Source organism: Acinetobacter sp. UBA1297 (genome assembly GCF_002307755.1).
Lineage (GTDB): Bacteria > Pseudomonadota > Gammaproteobacteria > Pseudomonadales > Moraxellaceae > Acinetobacter > Acinetobacter radioresistens.
In genome coordinates this window covers 11,248-31,150 of record NZ_DBUF01000004.1, presented here as the reverse complement: position 1 = coordinate 31,150, position 19,903 = coordinate 11,248, and the positions used below count along the sequence as shown (strand labels likewise).

17 protein-coding genes are annotated in these 19,903 nt (G+C 43.0%); 8 read left to right on the top strand and 9 right to left on the bottom strand.

Translation table 11 applies throughout. From position 1 onward, the window contains the following. Nucleotides 1-108: 108 nt before the first annotated feature. From ahpF to B3R63_RS01330, 3 genes are all read left to right on the top strand, one after another. Nucleotides 109-1,674 (top strand): alkyl hydroperoxide reductase subunit F, encoded by a 1,566-nt coding sequence (gene ahpF, locus B3R63_RS01340; RefSeq protein ID WP_144745057.1) that lies wholly within the window; start codon nucleotides 109-111, stop codon nucleotides 1,672-1,674. 152 nt (nucleotides 1,675-1,826) lie between these two features. Next, on the top strand, nucleotides 1,827-2,186 hold the full coding sequence (locus tag B3R63_RS01335) for a hypothetical protein (RefSeq protein WP_286728080.1): 360 nt from the start codon (nucleotides 1,827-1,829) through the stop codon (nucleotides 2,184-2,186). Nucleotides 2,187-2,368: 182 nt separating this feature from the next. Continuing rightward, nucleotides 2,369-2,752 carry a cell surface protein gene (locus tag B3R63_RS01330; RefSeq protein ID WP_119879105.1) on the top strand — a complete coding sequence of 128 codons (384 nt, stop codon included), beginning with the start codon at nucleotides 2,369-2,371 and terminating at the stop codon, nucleotides 2,750-2,752. A 38-nt stretch (nucleotides 2,753-2,790) separates the two neighbouring features. On the opposite strand, the gene B3R63_RS01325 is transcribed toward B3R63_RS01330, so the two are convergent. Both B3R63_RS01325 and yaaA read right to left on the bottom strand, forming a co-directional pair. Continuing rightward, nucleotides 2,791-3,420, bottom strand: a complete 630-nt coding sequence (locus B3R63_RS01325; protein WP_119879104.1) for a metal-dependent hydrolase — start codon at nucleotides 3,418-3,420, stop codon at nucleotides 2,791-2,793. A 122-nt stretch (nucleotides 3,421-3,542) separates the two neighbouring features. Further along, entirely contained in the window at nucleotides 3,543-4,322 is a 780-nt protein-coding gene (gene yaaA, locus B3R63_RS01320) for a peroxide stress protein YaaA (protein ID WP_119879103.1), read from the bottom strand. A gap of 124 nt (nucleotides 4,323-4,446) precedes the next feature. Between yaaA and B3R63_RS01315 the strand changes: the two genes are divergently transcribed. Continuing rightward, nucleotides 4,447-5,079, top strand: coding sequence for an alpha/beta hydrolase (locus tag B3R63_RS01315; protein ID WP_119879102.1), 633 nt, complete (start codon nucleotides 4,447-4,449; stop codon nucleotides 5,077-5,079). Between the two features lie 58 nt (nucleotides 5,080-5,137). On the opposite strand, the gene B3R63_RS01310 is transcribed toward B3R63_RS01315, so the two are convergent. From B3R63_RS01310 to pheA, 3 genes are all read right to left on the bottom strand, one after another. Continuing rightward, nucleotides 5,138-5,518, bottom strand: a complete 381-nt coding sequence (locus B3R63_RS01310; protein WP_119879101.1) for a hypothetical protein — start codon at nucleotides 5,516-5,518, stop codon at nucleotides 5,138-5,140. A gap of 124 nt (nucleotides 5,519-5,642) precedes the next feature. Further along, nucleotides 5,643-7,889, bottom strand: coding sequence for a bifunctional prephenate dehydrogenase/3-phosphoshikimate 1-carboxyvinyltransferase (locus tag B3R63_RS01305; protein ID WP_119879100.1), 2,247 nt, complete (start codon nucleotides 7,887-7,889; stop codon nucleotides 5,643-5,645). A 192-nt stretch (nucleotides 7,890-8,081) separates the two neighbouring features. Continuing rightward, a complete protein-coding gene (gene pheA, locus B3R63_RS01300; RefSeq protein WP_034684303.1) occupies nucleotides 8,082-9,191 on the bottom strand; it encodes a prephenate dehydratase in 1,110 nt (369 codons plus the stop codon). 548 nt (nucleotides 9,192-9,739) lie between these two features. On the opposite strand from pheA, the gene B3R63_RS01295 reads away from it, so the two are divergent. After that, nucleotides 9,740-11,458 (top strand): long-chain-fatty-acid--CoA ligase, encoded by a 1,719-nt coding sequence (locus B3R63_RS01295; RefSeq protein ID WP_286728078.1) that lies wholly within the window; start codon nucleotides 9,740-9,742, stop codon nucleotides 11,456-11,458. Between the two features lie 54 nt (nucleotides 11,459-11,512). Here the strand turns inward: B3R63_RS01295 and B3R63_RS01290 are convergent, their stop codons facing one another. Both B3R63_RS01290 and B3R63_RS01285 read right to left on the bottom strand, forming a co-directional pair. Next, nucleotides 11,513-12,652 carry an acyl-CoA dehydrogenase family protein gene (locus B3R63_RS01290; RefSeq protein WP_075041332.1) on the bottom strand — a complete coding sequence of 380 codons (1,140 nt, stop codon included), beginning with the start codon at nucleotides 12,650-12,652 and terminating at the stop codon, nucleotides 11,513-11,515. 149 nt (nucleotides 12,653-12,801) lie between these two features. After that, nucleotides 12,802-14,145, bottom strand: a complete 1,344-nt coding sequence (locus B3R63_RS01285; protein WP_005019585.1) for a dicarboxylate/amino acid:cation symporter — start codon at nucleotides 14,143-14,145, stop codon at nucleotides 12,802-12,804. A gap of 430 nt (nucleotides 14,146-14,575) precedes the next feature. On the opposite strand from B3R63_RS01285, the gene B3R63_RS01280 reads away from it, so the two are divergent. After that, nucleotides 14,576-15,577 carry a glycosyl transferase family protein gene (locus B3R63_RS01280; RefSeq protein ID WP_286728075.1) on the top strand — a complete coding sequence of 334 codons (1,002 nt, stop codon included), beginning with the start codon at nucleotides 14,576-14,578 and terminating at the stop codon, nucleotides 15,575-15,577. A 99-nt stretch (nucleotides 15,578-15,676) separates the two neighbouring features. Beyond that, nucleotides 15,677-16,018 (top strand): hypothetical protein, encoded by a 342-nt coding sequence (locus B3R63_RS01275; protein ID WP_119879096.1) that lies wholly within the window; start codon nucleotides 15,677-15,679, stop codon nucleotides 16,016-16,018. Between the two features lie 97 nt (nucleotides 16,019-16,115). On the opposite strand, the gene B3R63_RS01270 is transcribed toward B3R63_RS01275, so the two are convergent. Further along, nucleotides 16,116-16,388 (bottom strand): YeaC family protein, encoded by a 273-nt coding sequence (locus tag B3R63_RS01270; protein WP_005019580.1) that lies wholly within the window; start codon nucleotides 16,386-16,388, stop codon nucleotides 16,116-16,118. Nucleotides 16,389-16,390: 2 nt separating this feature from the next. Next, a complete protein-coding gene (locus B3R63_RS01265) occupies nucleotides 16,391-17,296 on the bottom strand; it encodes an NAD(+) kinase (RefSeq protein WP_005019578.1) in 906 nt (301 codons plus the stop codon). 191 nt (nucleotides 17,297-17,487) lie between these two features. Here B3R63_RS01265 and mrcB point away from each other — a divergent pair, with 191 nt between their 5' ends. Further along, nucleotides 17,488-19,890: a penicillin-binding protein 1B gene (gene mrcB / locus B3R63_RS01260; protein ID WP_005026715.1), complete on the top strand. Its 2,403-nt coding sequence runs from the start codon at nucleotides 17,488-17,490 to the stop codon at nucleotides 19,888-19,890. Nucleotides 19,891-19,903 lie beyond the last annotated feature (13 nt).

The following is a 19,903-nucleotide window of genomic DNA, read 5'->3' as shown; positions in this document are numbered from 1 at the left end:
AATTCTTAAAACCGATTGTATTTATAAAAACATATTGTTTTACCTATTAATGGCTTTGCAGTATCATCAATTCATTCCTTAATATTGACTCCTTTGGAGAAGTTAGCAATGTTAGACCAAAATACTTCAGCACAACTTAAAACATTACTCGAACGTCTGGAAAGCCCGATTGAACTGGTTGCCTCTTTAGATGGCTCTGACAAGTCAGATAAAATCAAAGAGCTGGTCAATGAAATTGCCGCCCTGTCTGATCAGGTGACTGCACGCCTTGATGGCCAGCACAGCCGCCGCCCAAGCTTTGGTGTGGCCAAAGCGGGCGAGCAGCCCCGGGTATTCTTTGCCGGCCTGCCGATGGGGCATGAGTTCACCTCGCTGATTCTGGCCCTGTTGCAGGTTTCCGGATACGCTCCCAAAGTCTCTGACGAGGTACTGGCACAGATTAAAGCGCTCAACCTGACTGCTGACTTCGAAGTATTCGTGTCACTGAGCTGTCATAACTGTCCGGATGTGGTGCAGGCCCTCAACCTGATTGCCATCTATAACCCGGGCACCACTGCCACCATGATTGACGGGGCCTTCTTTCAGGAAGAAGTCGAACAGCGCAAGATCATGGCGGTTCCAATGCTGTTCCAGAACAGCCAGCACATTGGTCAGGGACGTATGACCCTGGAAGAGATTATTGCCAAGCTGGACAGCGGTGCGGCGGCCAAAGATGCAGAGAAACTCAATGCCAAGGCAGCCTTTGATGTCCTGGTGATTGGTGGCGGCCCGGCCGGGAATACTGCTGCCATCTATGCAGCGCGTAAAGGTATTCGTACCGGGATCGTGGCTGAACGCTTCGGTGGACAGGTGATGGACACCATGGATATTGAAAACTTTACCTCGGTCACCAAAACCCAGGGGCCAAAGTTTGCTGCGGCCATGGAAGAGCATGTGCGTGAGTATGAAGTCGACATCATGAACCTGCAGAAAGTTGCCAGCATTAAAGGTGCAGAAGAAACGGCCAATGGTCTGGTTGAAGTGACTCTGGACAATGGCGCCCGACTGGAATCTAAAACAGTGATTCTCTCTACCGGTGCGCGCTGGAGACAGATGAATGTACCGGGCGAGCAGGAATATGCGACCCGTGGTGTCGCCTACTGCCCGCACTGTGACGGTCCGCTGTTCAAGGGCAAACGGGTAGCGGTGATTGGTGGCGGTAACTCCGGGGTTGAGGCAGCGATTGATCTGGCCGGTATTGTTGAGCATGTCACCCTGCTTGAGTTTGCTGATACTTTACGTGCAGATCAGGTATTGCAGGACAAGCTGGCGAGCTTGCCGAACACGACAGTAATCAAGTCTGCGTTAACCACCGAGGTGGTGGGAGATGGCTCACAGGTGACTGCACTGCGTTATCAGGACCGGGTATCTGGAGAGGACAGGGAAATTGAACTGGCGGGTATCTTTGTACAGATTGGTCTGCTGCCGAACACTGACTTTCTGAAAGGGTCAGAAGTCGAGCTGAGTAACCGCGGTGAGATTGTGGTGAACGAGCGTAACGAGACCAACGTAAAAGGTGTATTTGCGGCGGGTGACTGTACGACGGTACCGTACAAGCAGATCATCATTGCTACAGGTGAAGGTGCAAAAGCGTCGCTTTCTGCTTTTGATTACATTATCCGCTCCGGTCAGTAATTTTTTAATGCGAAAAAGCATATTCCTTACAAGAATATGCTTTTTTTATATATATCTTACAAGTCCTCAACAATATGTAGTCTTTATTACAACTTTTCTTTATGCTTATATTTTCCTGAGTGTTTTTTAATCAACAAAAGGAAGGAAAATAAATGAAAAAGTTAATTGCTGCGTTAGGTTTAGCTTCTACAGTTCTCATTGTTGGCTGTAATAACAATAAAACTCCAAAAGCTGATGATCATGCTGCGACTGCTGGTACAACTACCGATTCGACTGCTACTGGCACAACTACAACAGACTCTACTATGGATATGAATAATACCGCAGGCGAGCGATTAGACAATACTACTGGCACAGTGGCTGATCCGGCTACAACAGGCACTGCTACAGATACAACTGGCGCAACTACAGGTACCACAACTGGTGGTACAACAGATACCATGACTAATACGGGAACTACTGGCACCACAGGTACAACTGGTGGTACCAGCGGAACTGGCAGTTCACAGTAATATTGTACTGAATATAAAAAAGCCCTTACATTAAGGGCTTTTTTATATCTAAGTTTTATCTAAAAAATCTAATAGATAACAACTCTTACAACTTTTCAACAAAGCTGAGTCGTAATACCACCCTTCTTTATGTTTAGATTTAAATAGTGAAGAAAAGTTGAAAAAATTAGAAGGATGTATACATGAAAAACTTAAATAAACTGGTAGTTGCTTTAGGCATGACTTCGGCTTTGTTATTGGTTGGGTGTGATAAAGAAAAGTCTTCGGATATGGCGAAAGATAATGCCATGGCTAAACCTATGGACCAGATGGAAGCCCCTTCAGATGGCGTAGGTGAAAGTTTAAAGGATGCAACTAAAGCTGGTTTCGATGAGACCAGTCAGGCTACCAAAGGTGCAACCATAGCGATGGAAAAAGGCGCTAATGCAACTGCAGTAGCTACTAAAGAAGTGAGTGAGGGTGCGGGACAGGCTGCAAATGAAGCCACTGGCGAATCACGGGTAATTGACCCTGCACAAGAGCGTGAAACACGCGATAGCTCTCAGCATAATAGTCAGACCCAGTAAATTTTTTGTGGTTAAAAAGCTCCCCTTCCGGGAGCCTTTTAATTAGCCTTTAAAACTTTTTCAAGATTAATTTTTGCCTGATTTTCTAGCTTATCCTGAAAATATTTAGTTTTAAATAACGGATGGGCTTGATAAAAATGAGATAAAACTTTTTTGCGCTTTTCATGATATATACCCTCTGACACCCAGGCATATTCTTGTTGAATCTGCTGCTTATACTCAGCAAAACGGGACGGTTTACTACCTAAAATCGCCAAGTCTATATCAAGCAAGGTTTTAAGGTTCAGATCGTCATCTTCAGACAGTTCATGAGTTTGTGTTGCCAGTATCCACGAGTAAATTTTAGAGATTTGATCAATAGTCATGTAAGCTGCCAGACTCTGTTTCATTAACTCGGCACTTTTTAATTCATTTTGATCAGATTTTGGCTCATAAACCACGTCATGAAACCAGATCGCCAGCTCAACAGCCAAGGGGTCATTCACGCACATTTTTAGAGGCTGGTATAAGTCCAGACATTCTTCTATATGTTGAAGTGTATGATAATAACGCTGAGGTTCCTGATAGGCAGTAATTAATTTCTGAAGCAGGCTGTCTGATAAATACAATGCATTAGTCTGTTGAAGTTCTTGCCAGTATTGCTTAAGTCTTTCTAGCTTAGGTTGCATAAATTAGTATTCCTATTTCTTAGCTCAGCCGGACTTTTACCTTATTTTTTGATGAAAACTTATTCTATAAATAACCAATAGCCATAATTCGAATACTGGTTATTCTATACATGAGAAAATATTTAAACAGGTTGCTCATCACGTTTAAAAATTAGTTCTTTAGCGCTTGAATTTACTGTGTCCAGATAATAACCCTCACTATTAAAAGCTTTTAAATCTTCTGGCTGGGTTAACTGGTTTTCTATAATAAAGCGTGCCATCAGGCCACGTGCTTTTTTGGCATAAAAACTGATGACTTTGTATTTACCATTCTTCTGGTCAAGAAAGATCGGTTTAATGATAGCAGCTTGTATTTTGTTTTCTTGGACTACCTTGTAGTATTCATCTGATGCAAGGTTGATTAAATAGTTATACTGGTATTCAGCCAGTTCCTGATTAATCTGCTGGGTAATAAGGTCTCCCCAAAACTCATACAGGTTATGTCCACGGCTGTTTTGCAGTTTGGTACCCATTTCCAGACGGTAAGGCATCATTAAATCTAGTGGCCTTAACAAGCCATATAGACCCGATAGCATTCGCAAATGTTGCTGGGCAAAATTCAGATTGTTGTGTTTCAGACTATAGGCATCCAGACCGGTATATACATCGCCTTTAAAAGCAAAAATAGCCTGTCGGGCATTACCAAAATTAAATTCTGGTGTCCAATCCTGAAAACGCGCAGTATTCAATTGGGCTATTTTCTCACTAACACTCATCAAACTGGCGATTTCTGAAGCAGACAGTTTACGACAAAAGTCTATAAGTTCTTGTGAGTGCTCAAGCAGTCTTGGTAAAGTATGTTCATCGGTAGGTAATGCAGATTCATAATCTAAGGTCTTGGCAGGGGAAATTAGAGCTAACATAAACAACCTGGTCAAAAAGTAATTAATCAAACTATAACAGTCGACTTATTTTAATGCCAATTTGTGTTTTTGCTGAAGTTAATCGCTAAAATACGCGATTCTCCTGCTATTTATCGTTTGTACTATGTCCGAGCAAATCTTTATTCAAGGTCCGGTGGGGCAAATTGAAATTTTTGTTGATTATCCCCAAGGCGAAGTAAAAGGATATGCCCTCGTTTGCCACCCTCACCCTCTTCAGGGAGGCACACCTCAACATAAGGTTCCTGCACTTTTAGCCCAGATTTTATCTGAACGTGGCTGTGTGGTTTATCGTCCAAGTTTTCGTGGTTCAGGGCAAAGTACCGGAACACATGATGAAGGCTATGGCGAGACAGATGATACTTTAGCGGTACTACAACATATTCGTGCCCTACACTCCCATTTGCCATTTTATGCAGGTGGCTTCAGCTTTGGTGCTCACGTGATGGCAAAAGCCTATCATGCCCTGCCAGCAGTAGAGAAACCTAAACAGTTGATTTTATGTGGTCTGCCTACCAATACTGTAGCCGGCTTGCGTCATTATAAAACGCCTGAAATTCAGGGAGATATCCTGTTTATTCATGGTGAAAAGGATGAAATCACCTTGTTATCGGATGCTATTAGCTGGGCTACGCCACAAAAGCATCTGATTACTATTCTGCCGGGAGCAAATCACTTTTTTACGGGCTATTTAAAACAGTTACGTATCGCGATTTCCCGTTTTTTAATTGTTGAATAAAAAATAAATAAAGGCCCAGTATATATTAATTTTGGGCCTTTTTAGATGAGTCACAAGTTTAGCTTTTCCATTCGAACTGGCTAAATGACTCATCATTTTTTAATGTAGTTTCAATAGCCTGCCCCAACTGTTTAATCACACTCTGCATTTCAATTTTTTCAAACCAGTCCTGTTCTTCGTCAGCATGTGCATTAATCCTGCAAACCAGATGCCCCTCTCCATCCTGGGCAGATTCACATGTCACAGAAATAGGTAGAGGATGACTCTCTACACTTACCGCAATTTTATCAGGCTCATTACGGCTGGCCTCGAAGCCATGCTGGACAAGATGCTTAGACAAAAGGTCAGTTACGTATTCTTGGGCAATACGGCATTCATCTTGTATATGATCAGTTTGTTGATGTTCAGCACAGTGGGCAGTAAATTGTAGGGTTCTCATTGGCGTTGTCCTGAAATGCTTTCTTGTTGTATGGATTTAGCATAAGCAATAAACGCACAACAGCCAAGCATTCACTTGACTGTTGTTAGACAAAAACAACATTTTTCTTAAACTTTATTCGTATTTATTCACTAACCTGTATGGCAAGCCCGGCTTTATTAGCGAGTTCAGTAAAGGTCGGGAAGCTGGTGGCTACCGTTTCAGTTCCCATAATATTAATTGTTCCTGAACTTCGTAGCCCTGCCATGCTAAAGCTCATAGCGATCCGGTGATCATGATGTGATTCGATTTCACCGCCAGTAAAGACAGCCGACCAGTCTCCACTTTTTCCTTTACCTTCAATGATGATTCCATCTTCAGTCGGAGTGCAGTCGATGCCCATAGTTTTAAGGCCGTCAGCCATTACCTGAATCCGGTCAGACTCTTTTACCCGCAGTTCGGCAGCACCAGTCAGTACTGTTTGTCCTTCTGCACAAGCTGCCGCAACAAATAGTGCCGGGAACTCATCAATTGCAAGTGGAACCTGGTCTTCAGGAATATGTATACCCTTGAGCGTCCGGCTACCTCTGATATGAATATCAGCAATTGGCTCACCCCCCGCAATGCGTTCATTCTCAACTGCCAGATCAGCTCCCATCTGTTTCAGAATTTCGATAATTCCGGTACGGGTTGGATTTATACCGACTGCTTCCAGAAGTACATCCGAATTTTGAGTAATGGCGGCCCCCACCATAAAAAATGCTGCGGAAGAAATATCTGAAGGTACCTGAATCTCTGTACCGACCAGTTTGCCACCACCTATAAGTGAAATTTTATGACCTTCAGTTTTAACCTCATAGCCAAAAGCACGTAGCATACGCTCGGTATGGTCGCGGGTTGGCTCAGGTTCAGTAACTGAAGTTTCACCTTCAGCCCATAAACCCGCAAGCAGAATTCCTGACTTTACCTGAGCAGAAGGCATTGGCAAATCATAATGAATACCGTGCAATTTTTGCTGACCACTAATACTGACCGGCGGCGTACCTTTTTCACCTGTGGTTTGAATCTGGGCGCCCATCAGACGTAAGGGTTTGGCAATCCGTTCCATTGGACGTTTGGATAAAGAGGCATCACCAGTCATGACCGTATCAAATTTCTGTGCAGCCAGCATGCCAGACAGCAGACGCATGCTGGTTCCTGAATTCCCCATATAAAGTGCACTTGCCGGAGCCTTAAGTCCGTGCATACCCACCCCATGAATGGTAACCTCACCATTTTTCGGGCCTTCAATACTTACGCCCATATCGCGAAAAGCCTGTAAGGTAGCTAGCGCATCTTCACCTTCCAGAAAGCCTGTGACATGAGTAGTACCTTCGGCAATTGCACCAAACATGATAGAGCGATGAGACACGGACTTGTCACCAGGTACGGTAAATTTACCCTGAAAAGTCTTGTTTCCCGGCAGAATGGTAAATTGTTGTGTCACCTTGTTTTTCTCCATCAACGGTTTTTGGGCTAACATGTGGTTAAAGTGCTGACGCGCAGCCTGAGCATGTCCCAGTAAGCCCATTAATGCCTGCGAGTCTTCATTTTCAATCATTTTTCGAATAATGCCGAGCTGCTGTTCAAAGCCATCTACTGCATTTAAAATTGCTTTTTTATTGGCAAAAAAAATGTCATGCCACATTTGAGGGTCACTGGCGGCCACACGCGAGAAATCACGAAAACCACCGGCTGCATAACGGAAGATGTCCAGGTTATCTTCACGGCTGGCCAGTTGCTCGACCAGATTAAATGCCATCAAATGCGGTAAATGACTGGTATGCGCCAGAACTTCATCATGTTTTTCAACATCCATGCAGATAACTTCTGCTTGTGCAGCTTCCCAGAGCTCAATCAGTTTATCAACCGCCCAGCTGGCACTACTTGGCAAAGGTGTCAGAATGACCTTGTGATTGGCAAACAGATCGACTTTACCAGCATGGACACCAGTATGCTCACTTCCTGCAATCGGATGGCCCGGTACAAAACCGGGCGGCAGATGGGTGCCGTACACTGCTTTGGCTGCCTCTACCACATTTCCTTTGGTACTACCGACATCTGTCAAGATAGTATGTGCGCAAATATGAGGTTTGATCTGCTCAAGTATTTTCTGGGTAGCACGTACTGGTAAAGCCAGAACAATCAGGTCTGCCCCTTGTACTGCTTCTACAGGATCACTATAGCCCTGCTCAATCAGGCCCAAAGCTTTGGCATCTTCCAGTGTTTTTTGAGAACGGGTCGCGGCCACCACGTGACGGGCCAGCTTTTGAGCCACAATTACCCGGGCCAGACTTGAACCAATTAGCCCAAGGCCAATAAATGCAACTTTTTCAAACAGGGGTTGGGACATAACTTCAGTTTTGCCTCAAGGGCTTTTGCCTTGTTTCAAGCGTTTAATATTTCAAGTATCGGGAAGAGTTTCAAATTTTTTCGGATAAAAATAGCTTCTCAATTTTTATCCATTTATTTATCACTCTCTGAACTTTTGGTTTATGGCAGTAATATAAAAACTACTACTGCCATGATCTAACAGGTCTCAGCTTTATAGTACAGCAACAGGATAAGAACCCAGTACACGCAGTTCTTTAACCATTGGACGGATTTCTTCGATTGCTGCCGCAACATTTTCCTGCTCGATATGGCCTTCCAGATCGATAAAGAACACATAAGCCCATTTTTCTGGCAATGCAGGACGGGTTTCAATACTGGTCAGGCTGATGTTGTGCTTGGCAAATGGAGCCAAAATTTCCAGCAAGGCACCCGCACGGTCATGAGCAGAAATCAATAGTGAAGTTTTATCATTACCGCTTTGTGGAATCTTCTCACGACCAATTACCAGAAAACGCGTAGTATTTTCAGGATTATCCTCAATATTGCTGTGCATAATTTCAAGGTTATACAAACTGGCCGCAATATCAGAAGCAATTGCAGCTGAATGCCATTCGTTACGAATACGACGTGCAGCTTCTGCATTCGAGTTCAGCGCTACCCGCTCAACGCCCGGATAGTGTGCATCCAGCCAGTGACGACACTGTGCCAGTGTTTGCTGGTGAGCATAGATTTGTTTGATACTGTCTTTACGGGTATTTTCAGATACCAGAAACTGATGATGGATACGAAGCTCTACTTCGCCAATCACATTGAGGCTTGAACCTCTAAAACAATCCAATGTATGGTTTACAACACCTTCAGACGAGTTCTCAACAGGTACTACACCATAATGGGCACTACCTGCTTCTACCTCGCGAAAGACTTCATCAATCGTTGCAATTGGACGAACCAAGGCATCCTGTCCAAAATGTTTCAGTACGGCAGAATGGGTATAGGTACCTTCCGGCCCTAAAAAAGCAATGCTTTGTGGTGCTTCAAGAGCGAGACAGGCAGACATGATTTCACGAAACAAGCGCGCCATGGTTACGTCTGATAAAGGTCCATCATTGCGTTCCATAACTTTACGCAAGACTTGTGCTTCACGTTCAGGGCGATAAAACAACGGGTTTTCTTCAGCAGCAAACTTTGCTTCTGCAACCGCTTCGGCCAGGCTGGCACGGCGGTTAATCAGCTCTTGTAATTGCTGGTCAACAGAGTCGATTTCATTACGGATCTGTTCCAGATTGAAAGAGGATGAATTTTTCTGATCATCATGACCCATTGTTATATTGCCCTTGGAAAACATGTATACAAATTAGTATAACAATAGTTAGCTTTTAAATGTTGCGCAATCTGACTTTGATTGAAATAGATGCAAAAACAGCCAGTTGCTACTTTGGAACACCTCGTTAAATTCTCTTAGCCTTAATACTCTGGCTCTTTTTATAAAAAGAACTGTGGATGATTTGGAAAACAGATATGTAATGTGTATTGGCTTTCAATTTAATTCCATCAACTTATACAAGTTACTTCAAAGAAAAGTTATCGGTTGATGTATTTTGCCAGTTAACTTATTTTAATATTTCAGCCTAACTGTCGAGTATCAATACTTGAATTTTTTATTTTTATAAGCAAATATCTGTATTTTATTTCATTTTTCTCAATTTGAGTCTCTTATATTGAGTATTTGACCTATTCAAAAATCAAGTTACTTCTATTTAATAGGATGCCTTTGTATTGGCAGATTTAATCATTGTGAAAGTTTGATAGTCCTATAATTTTAATAACAGGTCAGGTACAGACTGAATCAACAATTAAAAGGAATAATAAATGATTTATGCACAACGCCCATGGAAAAAGAACTTGCCAGCCAGCCTGCAGGACTACCAGTTTGATTCCACATCCATTCCACAAAATTTAAGTGAGCTGTTTGATAAAGCAGTGCATGATTTTTCAGATGCGGCTGCATTTAGTCTGGTTCTGCCTACGGGCCTCACAAAGACATTAAGTTTCAAGCAGATTCAGTATTATTCTGACTTGCTGGCACGTTACTTCCAGCATGAGCTTCAACTACAACCAGGTGATGTCGTGGGCTTGCAGATGCCAAATTGTCTGCATTATCCAATTGCAGTTTTTGCCTGCTGGAAAGCTGGCCTTATTATTACCAATATCAACCCGCTTTATACCGCACGCGAACTGGAGTATCAGCTCACCGACAGTCAGGCAAAAGCTTTAATAGTTTCAGACATGTTCTTAGCTACTTTTGAAAAAGTAATTGCGAAAAATAATGATCTAAAATCTCTTGCGCTGGTTACAGCGAGTTTAAGTGACTTTTTTGATGCACCGTATCAGGCGCTGATTGCTAAAAAAATAGAAACAGATGCCGAAGCTCAGGGACGTTCGCTAATACCAAGCATTGACTACTGTTCTTTTTCACAAGTTTTTAAAAAAGCAGAACAGCTACCTGAATTGCAATCAAAAACGACCGCAATCGCGCTGTATCAATATACAGGCGGTACAACAGGTCGCAGTAAAGGTGCGATTATAACGCATCAGAATTTACTGTCCTTAGTACGCATGACCGGAGATTATTTGCGTGCGCACAATTCAGCTTTTAGCCAGCAAGATAGTATTCTGACTGCTATTCCGCTGTATCATATTTTTGCATTCAGTGTTAATTTTCTGATGTTCTTTGAAGGCGGATCGCATAACATTCTGGTTCCTTCACCGCGTCCTGTCAGCAATTTAAGGCCGGCATTTGAACAGTTTAAGATTACCTGGCTGACCGGAGTTGATACATTATATGCAGGATTACTGGCTGAAGACTGGTTTGTGCAAAATCCGCCAGAGCTCACTTGTGCCATTTCTGGCGGAACAGCACTAAGACCAGCCACAGCTGAACACTGGAAAGCTAAAATAGGTGATATTATTGAAGGGTTTGGCATGACTGAAACCAGTTGCGCAGCCATGCTACATCCTCCAATTAGCATAATTCGTCAAGGTTCTGTCGGTTTTCCATTACCTGGTTCTGAAATTAAAATTGTAGATGCTCATGGAAATGAAGTTCCTCTCGGTAGTGCAGGTGAACTCTGTGTAAAAGGTCCGCATATTGTGCAGGGCTATCTCAACCGGCCGGAAGAAAGTGCTGACACTTTTGTAGAGGGCTGGTTACATACAGGTGATATTGCCCAGCTCGATGAAGATGGCTTCTGTTATATTCTGGACCGTAAAAAAGATATGGTACTGGTTTCAGGTTTTAATGTTTATCCAAATGAAATCGAAGCAGTCATTGCCGAGCATCCGGAAATTATTGAAGTGGCGGTTATTGGGGTGCCAGATGTACAGACTGGCGAAGCTGTGAAAGCTTATATCGCTACACGTAATCCGTCTCTATCCACTGATGAAATACTGGCGCACTGCAAAGAGCATCTTACCGCCTACAAAGTTCCAAAAGTGATAGAAATTTTACCTGAATTACCCAAGTCAACGGTAGGTAAAATCCTCCGGGCCGAGCTTCGTAATTTACAACAGCAATTGCAGAGTGCTTAATTTTACACCACTAAAATAGAAAAGCCTGCGGAAGCAGGCTTTTCTATTTTATCTTTATTTTCCAAGCAGGCTACGCGCCACGATCTCTTTCATGATTTCATTGGTACCACCATAAATCCGCTGGATTCTGGCATCTACAAAGAAACGTGAAATCGGATATTCGGACATATAGCCATAACCACCAAACAGCTGAAGCAAGTTGTCAGCAACTTTCATCTGCATATCGGTACTAAAACTTTTTAAAGCAGCAGCTGTAGCAACATCGAGCTGGCCCTGCTGATAAAGCTCTACATTTCGCTCATAAAACGCAGCTGTAGCCAGTTCATCAATCTTGGCCTGTGCCAGTACAAAGCGGGTATTCTGAAATTGGGCGATCGGCTGGCCAAAAGCTTGGCGCTCCTGAACATAAGCTGTAGTTACATCAATACTGCCCCGTATAGCACCCAGAGCAGTAGCAGCTATCGCTGTACGCTCGCGCGGCAACTCCTGCATCAGATAAGCAAAGCCTTGCCCCGGCTGACCAAGTAACTGGTTTTGGGGTACTTTAATATTATCGAAGAACATCTCTGAGGTATCTTGTGAATGCAAACCGATCTTGTCCAGATTGGTTCCTTTCTTAAAACCATCCAGATGGGTATCAAGCAGTAAAAGCGAAACACCTTTAGCTCGGGCTTGTGGATCGGTTTTAGCAGCCAGTACCACCAGATCTGCATGCTGCCCATTAGAAATAAAGGTTTTGGAACCATTTAATATATAACTGTCATCTTGCAGAATTGCGCTGGTTCGCATTGACTGCAAATCAGAACCAGCCCCCGGTTCAGTCATGCCAATTGCACCCACCACTTCACCACTCACCATTTTAGGTAACCAGTACTGCTTCTGTTCCTCACTACCAATATTCAGAATATAAGGAGCAGCAATTTCTGAATGACAGGATATACCTGTCGATAGTGAACTATAACCAGCCCGGGCTGACTCTTCTACCAACATCAGTGAATAATAGGTAGGCACGCCATAGCCGCCATATTCCTCAGGTACATCTACACAGAGAAAGCCATTTTCACCTAACAGGTTCCAGACATGCCGTGGCATGATTCCGTCACGCTCCCACTGTTCATAATGGGGCGCAATATGCTCTTTCATAAAACGTCTAAAGTTATCACGGAATAATTCCAGATCGGCATCATGCTGCATGTCTTATTTCCTTTTATCAGTTTGTTAGTCAGCTTCTGTTTTACTCATGCTAGTTATTTTCCGAAAAGATGTCATGACCTGATGAGTTTTTATTGCTGTTCATAAAGCTAAAAAAAGGAAGCCGAAGCTTCCTTTTTGTTCAAATATTTTTAAATATGTCCTGCTTTCTGCTCAAGCATCTGACGGTCTACCTCACCCGGATTAGCCAGAGCTTCATTCAGCTTGTCTTTGTCTAGCTGGCCTACCCATTTGGCAACTACAATAGTTGCCAGTGAATTACCCACCAGGTTAGTCAAGGCACGCGCTTCAGACATGAAACGGTCGATACCCAGAATGAGTGCCAGACCAGCGACAGGAATATGACCTACAGCAGACAGGGTTGCTGCCATAACAATAAAGCCCGAACCGGTTACCCCTGCTGCACCTTTAGATGAAATCAGCAGAACCAGCAGCAAGGTAATTTGATGAGTTACATCCAGCTGGGTATTGGTCGCCTGTGCAATAAAGATCGCGGCCATAGTCAGGTAAATTGAAGTACCGTCCAGATTAAAAGAATAACCCGTTGGAATAACCAGACCCACTACAGACTTCTCACAACCTGCAATTTCCAGTTTCTTCAGCATACGCGGTAAAACTGACTCGGAAGAAGATGTACCTAGTACAATCAGAAGCTCCTCACGGATCAGGCGGATCATTTTAAGAATACTGAAACCACTAATGCGTGCAATCGTTCCTAGTACGATGAAAATAAACAGCAGACAGGTAATATAGAAACAGAGAATAAGCTGACCAAGCTGAACCAGTGAACCTACACCATATTTACCAATAGTAAAAGCCATTGCACCGAAAGCACCAATCGGAGCCAGCTTCATGATCATGTTTACAATGTTAAAGAACACATGCGAGATTTGATCAATAAACTTAAGTACTGGCTTACCGGCATCACCAAGTTTGTGCAAGGCAAAACCAAACAGGATAGCAAACAGTAAGACCTGAAGAATTTCACCATTTGCGAATGCTCCAACTACAGTCTCAGGAATAATATGCAGCAGAAAATCGACTGTAGATTGCGACTCACCCGAAGCGACATATTTCTGAATACCTGCAGTGTCCAGAGTTGCCGGATCAACATTCATACCTACGCCAGGCTTGGCAATATTAATTACCAGCAGACCAATCAGCAGGGCAATTGTCGAGACAATTTCGAAGTAAAGTAAGGCAACACCACCGGTCTTACCCACTGACTTCATACTTTCCATACCTGCGATACCACTTACCACAGTACAGAAAATCACAGGCGCAATAATCATCTTAATTAAACGAATAAAGCCATCACCTAACGGCTTAAGCTGTTCGCCCAAACCTGGTACCTGCTGCTCAACGCCATTCATGAGGACAGTAGTACTCGGGAAGTAATGCCCCACAAGAACACCTGCGATAATCGCAATAATCACTTGAAAATAAAGTGATTTATAAATCGGTTTTTTAGCCATAACTTTTCTTCATTACATATCTCTGGACATGGTCAATACCCAGCGCAAGGTCTATCCTTAGGAATACACAGCCCTGAAATTTCATGTAAAAACAAAAAGGTAAAGAACTTTTTACCTATACAGGAAATATTCAGCATGAAAATAATTCGCCTTAAAAAACGAATTTGGGACTTAACATCAATGACTTAGACTTCAGACCTATAAATAGTAGAATCTATTAATGCAGGAGAAGATTAAATTAACTTAACAAAGTCTATCTGAGGCGGATTTTACTTGAAGGAAATATCATAATGGAATGGTTATTTTTAAGTCTGGCTAATCTGTATACAATTCCTTATTAGACATTAGTCTAACCCCACCAAAGTTTTACACCCCTTGTTGTTTTATGTCATAGTGGAAAAACTTACTTATTATCTAATTAAAATTGTCAATGAACACCCGTAAAAATCTTTATAAAGAGTTTGAGCATCCTTTTGCACAATATGTCCGGATTATTGGCAAAGGAAAAAATGGTGCGAGGTCATTAACTTACGAAGAAGCCTATCAAGCATTCAGCATGATCCTCAAACAAGAAGTTCTGGATGTTCAGCTCGGTGCATTTCTGATGCTGTTACGTGTAAAAGAGGAATCTGTTGATGAGTTGGCAGGTTTTGTACAGGCTACCCGTGATCAGCTAAATTTTGCCCCTTTAACCGTTGATCTGGACTGGTCTTCATATGCCGGCAAACGGAAACATTATCCCTGGTTTCTGCTGGCAGCATTAACGCTTGCCCAGTCGGGTTATAAAGTATTTATGCATGGCGCATCAGGTCATACCCTTAACCGGCTCTATACTGAACAGGTGCTAAAACACTTAGGCTATTCCATCTGTCAAAGTGAACAGGATGTTGAATACGAACTCGAACAACATAATTTTGCCTATCTTCCCCTTGAGGCGATTTCCCCTGTCTTAAGTGATTTGATCTCGCTCAGAAATGTTATGGGCTTGCGTTCCCCTATTCATACATTGGCACGCCTGATTAATCCATTTAATGCCAAAGCTACATTACAGGCAATTTTTCATCCGGCTTATCGCAGTTCTCATCAGCAGACTGCATCACGGTTAGGCTACCAGAATAGCGCTGTTATCAAGGGTGAAGGTGGCGAATTTGAGCGTAACCCAGATGCACGCACACTGATTTGTGGTATTAAAAATAGTGAGCTGTATGAATATGAACTGCCCAAACTGACACAAGAACGCAGCCTTGCTGAAGAAGAGTTAAATCTGGAGAAATTTAAAGCAGTCTGGGAAGGCAAACAAACTCATGTATATGGTGAAATAGCTGTCACAGAAACAATGGGAATTGCTTTATATACAATGGGTGTTTGTAGTACCTATGACGAAGCCATGTTAAAAGCTAAAGCACTATGGGCTACACGGCACTCTTCCTAGATGTAAAAAAATTATTTTGGCTTACCAGTTCTGGTAAGTCAAAGTCATAACGCCCGAGTATTTTTATAGAAATTTATATATAACAATAAAGAGTAAAATATGACTAAAGAGCTATCTGCACGCGCTGTATTACAGCAGGCTGCCATAAATAGTACTCATCCTTTTCATAATGCCATTTTAGAGTTCGTACAGCATCATCTTGATGAAATTGAGACATCTTACTGGCAAAAACACTTTCACACCGCTCAACCAAGCTTAGTTCAAGTTATAGAAAGACTTGAGTTTAGAAGTAATACGCTTCCAGATGATGAGCTAGACATAGAGGAGATGACATATTATGAAAACCATCTGGACTTTTCTTTACCAGATGAAATTAGCCAATATGTAATATGTGTGGTTTTTGAAGAGGACAGCATTATTGATGTCTGTATGGAAAGCTGAAATTTGCAATAAAAAAGCTTTTACTTTGACTTAAATCTAAGGCCTCAGTAAAAGCTTTTAAGTACAAAGACTGGATTATCTTTGCCTGTATATAAAGTTAAACGAAACGAATCGGTTTAAATTCTTCATCCTGTTGTGGCTCATGTGAGTCACAGTGCTCATCTTCTTTTTTGCTGCCACGGTTAATATAACCAGTGCGCTCCTCTTCAGGCAGGTGTTTAACCTCCCAAGCAATCACAGCCTGCAGACAGGTTTCACGTTGCTCCTGAGTAAGTGGCTCGCCATTTGGCCATTTGCCGATTTCAACGGCAGTTCTCAGACGTTCTACAATCTCAGGATTTAAAACGGCAAGCATCTGTTCAATATTCATGATCAATCCTGTTGATGAAAAGAGTCAAAATCCTGATTCCAGCCCAGCTTGGTACGACATGCCATATAAAAGTCATAACCAGGTGGATGCAGCAAATTTAACTTGAAGGGATATTTACGGATATGCAGGCAATCTCCGACGTTCAGGGAAACGCTGTTCTGACCGTCGGCACTCACCATTGGCATCACACGATTTTCACGTATAGCCAGTTTAATTTCACTATGTCCGCCCACAACAATTGGACGCGATGATAATGTATGGGGATGCATTGGCACCAATACAATAGCATCCATTCCCGGATGTACAATCGGGCCACCACCTGAGAGTGCGTAAGCTGTAGAACCAGTCGGGGTAGAAACAATCAGTCCATCACTATGCTGACGATAGACATACTGTCCATCAATATTCATCTCGAAATCGATCATATGAACTGACTTGCCTGAATGCAGCACAATATCGTTTAGAGCAATTGCATTATAGATGATATTGCCCTGTGACCGAATTTCCATTTCCAGAAGAAAACGGCGATCCAGCTGGAATTCTCCACGCAACACCTGATCCAGCTTAAAAATTACTTCAGAGGGTTTTATATCGGTCAAAAAACCTAAACGTCCACGGTTAACACCGATTACTGGTGTATTGTGATGGACCAGAGCACGTGCTGCGTGGAGCAGCGAACCATCTCCACCTACGACAATAACCAGATCAACAATTTCACCCAGCAGTGCCCGACTGACTGTTTGCGGATCTGTATAGGGCACCAGCTGTGCAGTTTCCTGATCAAATACCGGATGCAGACCGCGACTCACCAGGTGGTCATGAATCAAACACAAGGTCTCTACAACAGAGGATTTATCGGGACGTCCTAATAAGCCAATATTACGAAAAGTCTTATGTGTTATTTGCACGAGATCGCCGGACTCCTTTACGGTTCTTGGTTATAATAACACTATCAAAGTTGTTTTAAAAAAACATTCAAAAACCGCAACAGTAAAAGTGAGCAAGTTCCCAATTTGGGTTTATTCACAGTTTAAGCATTGCAAAATTGGTGAAAGCTTCGCATGATTAGCAAAATTTATTTGGGTAATGTCTTCCGTTTATGAAGTTTGAACGTGGTATTGGCTTGATTGCACTCATTTTTTCAGTGCTTATTATTGGGGGCTTTGTCGCCTTTGGAATATATTTAATCCGCTTAGATAATATTATCCGGGACAAATTTGAAGGACAGCGCTGGGATATTCCGGCGAAAGTTTTCGCTCGCCCTCTGGAAATTTATACCAATGCTCCGGTCAATCAGCAAGACTTTGCCCAAGAACTTAAATTGCTCGGCTATAAATCGGCAAGTAGTTATGATAAGTCAGGTTCATATGTATCTCAGGGGAATACCTTATATGTCCATACCCGGGGCTTTGATTTTGGTGATAGCGTAGAACCAGAACAGATTCTGGAATTAACTTTTAATGACCAGAAGATCAGCGAAGTACGCACAACCAAACCCTCTACAAGTGGTATTACCCGTCTGGAGCCCTTATTGATTGGCGGTATTTATCCGCAGCATAATGAAGACCGGGTTCTGATTAAACTGAACCGTGTACCAAAACCGCTCATTGAAGCTTTAATTGCGACTGAAGATCGGAACTTCTATCATCATCATGGTGTTTCAGTACGAGGCATTGCCCGGGCTCTGGTCAGCAACCTGACTGGTGGACGCCGCCAGGGTGGATCTACTCTGACCCAGCAGTTGGTTAAAAACTTTTACCTGTCACCTGAAAAAACCTATAAACGAAAGATTAATGAAGCCCTGATGGCCATGCTCATCGAACTTCATTATGACAAAGATGAAATTCTGGAAGCATACCTGAATGAAGTAAATCTGGGCCAGAATGGTAATTATTCAATTAATGGTTACGGTCTGGCTTCCCAATTCTATTTTGGTCTGCCTTTACGTGAACTGAATATTTCACAGCAGGCTTTCCTGGTAGGCCTGGTACAGGGTCCTTCCTTATATAACCCGTGGCGTAATCCTGAAGCGGCTAAGAAACGCCGCAATGTAGTACTAAAAAACATGCAGGTGATGGGTTACCTGACTGAAGCTGAATATGAAGAAGAAAGTGCCCGCCCGTTAAATGTGATTAGCAAGCCAACTTTAGGACCAGCCAAATTTCCAGATTTTCTCGATATCGTACGCCGTCAGCTACGTACCGAATATCAGGATGGTGACCTGACCAATCGAGGCTTGCGTATTTTTACAACACTTGACCCGATTGCCCAGACTCGTGTGCAGACAGCTTTCAAAAATTCTGTAGAACGTTTATCCAAGCGTAATCCGGGCCGTTTAAAAAACCTGCAGGGTGCAGTACTGATTGCTCATCCGGAGAATGGAGAACTCATAGCTGCTGTTGGTTCAACTCAGGATTTTACTGGCTTTAACCGGGCTCTTGATGCCAAACGTCAAGTAGGATCACTTTTAAAACCGGTGATCTATCTGAGTGCTATTGAGTCAGGGCGTTATACCTGGGCCAGTTCGATTCAGGATGCTGCTATCAGTATTCCAATAGATAAAAGCAAGGAATGGACACCCAAGAATTATGCGGGTGGTGAATATGGTGTAGTCAGCATGATGCAGGCGCTGGCTAACTCTTATAATCTGTCTGCTGTACGACTTGGTCAGGAATTTGGCCTCTCGACATTTACCAATCAGTTAAGAAAATTTGGAGTGACTTCAAACATTCCAGCCTTTCCGTCTATTTTCCTGGGCGCTGTGGAAATGTCGCCAATGGAAGTCATGAGTATTTATGAAAACTTCGCGACTGGCGGTTTTAAATATCCACCACGTGCCATACGTACAGTAGTAGATGCAGATGGCCGGCTATTGGACCGTTACGGACTGGATGTACAGCAGACCATCGACCCGTCGAGTGCCTATATTCTAAACTATGGCCTGCAGCAGGTCATGAACATTGGTACTGGGCGTTCTGCATATAACAGTTTTCCAGCCAGCCTTAAACTGGCCGGTAAATCAGGTACCACCAATGACACACGTGACTCATGGTTTGCAGGCTATTCAGGCAATCATCTGGCAGTAGTATGGCTAGGGCTAGACAATAACAAGGTAACAGGCCTTACTGGTTCTACAGGTGCATTGCCGGTATGGATTAATGTAATGAAACAGTTGAAACAGGAACCGGTCAATCTGCGCCAGACTGATAATGTACAGTGGCACTGGATTGACCGCGCTACCGGTTATTTATCTGCTCAGGGCTGTGAAGGTGCCATGTACATTCCTATACTGCGTCATACAGTACCACGCCGAGCTACTGCCTGTGGCCTTTCACATTATCAGGTCGAACCAGTTTACACACCTGATACCGAACATAACGACGCACCTGCGCCTGAAGAAGATAGTATCGAAAACTATATCCGTGAAAGCGAGACTGAAATGGAACAGACGTTACCGTCTTCTGAAGGCCGAATCATCTCAAGCGGAAGTTATGAAAATTAAATGCTATAGAGAA

Bases quoted from the DNA above. Each gene is read 5' to 3' on its own strand.
- ahpF (WP_144745057.1), top strand. From the start codon at position 109: ATGTTAGACCAAAATACTTCAGCACAACTTAAAACATTACTCGAACGT.
- B3R63_RS01335 (WP_286728080.1), top strand. From the start codon at position 1,827: ATGAAAAAGTTAATTGCTGCGTTAGGTTTAGCTTCTACAGTTCTCATT.
- B3R63_RS01330 (WP_119879105.1), top strand. From the start codon at position 2,369: ATGAAAAACTTAAATAAACTGGTAGTTGCTTTAGGCATGACTTCGGCT.
- B3R63_RS01325 (WP_119879104.1), bottom strand. From the start codon at position 3,420: ATGCAACCTAAGCTAGAAAGACTTAAGCAATACTGGCAAGAACTTCAA.
- yaaA (WP_119879103.1), bottom strand. From the start codon at position 4,322: ATGTTAGCTCTAATTTCCCCTGCCAAGACCTTAGATTATGAATCTGCA.
- B3R63_RS01315 (WP_119879102.1), top strand. From the start codon at position 4,447: ATGTCCGAGCAAATCTTTATTCAAGGTCCGGTGGGGCAAATTGAAATT.
- B3R63_RS01310 (WP_119879101.1), bottom strand. From the start codon at position 5,518: ATGAGAACCCTACAATTTACTGCCCACTGTGCTGAACATCAACAAACT.
- B3R63_RS01305 (WP_119879100.1), bottom strand. From the start codon at position 7,889: ATGTCCCAACCCCTGTTTGAAAAAGTTGCATTTATTGGCCTTGGGCTA.
- pheA (WP_034684303.1), bottom strand. From the start codon at position 9,191: ATGGGTCATGATGATCAGAAAAATTCATCCTCTTTCAATCTGGAACAG.
- B3R63_RS01295 (WP_286728078.1), top strand. From the start codon at position 9,740: ATGATTTATGCACAACGCCCATGGAAAAAGAACTTGCCAGCCAGCCTG.
- B3R63_RS01290 (WP_075041332.1), bottom strand. From the start codon at position 12,652: ATGCAGCATGATGCCGATCTGGAATTATTCCGTGATAACTTTAGACGT.
- B3R63_RS01285 (WP_005019585.1), bottom strand. From the start codon at position 14,145: ATGGCTAAAAAACCGATTTATAAATCACTTTATTTTCAAGTGATTATT.
- B3R63_RS01280 (WP_286728075.1), top strand. From the start codon at position 14,576: ATGAACACCCGTAAAAATCTTTATAAAGAGTTTGAGCATCCTTTTGCA.
- B3R63_RS01275 (WP_119879096.1), top strand. From the start codon at position 15,677: ATGACTAAAGAGCTATCTGCACGCGCTGTATTACAGCAGGCTGCCATA.
- B3R63_RS01270 (WP_005019580.1), bottom strand. From the start codon at position 16,388: ATGAATATTGAACAGATGCTTGCCGTTTTAAATCCTGAGATTGTAGAA.
- mrcB (WP_005026715.1), top strand. From the start codon at position 17,488: ATGAAGTTTGAACGTGGTATTGGCTTGATTGCACTCATTTTTTCAGTG.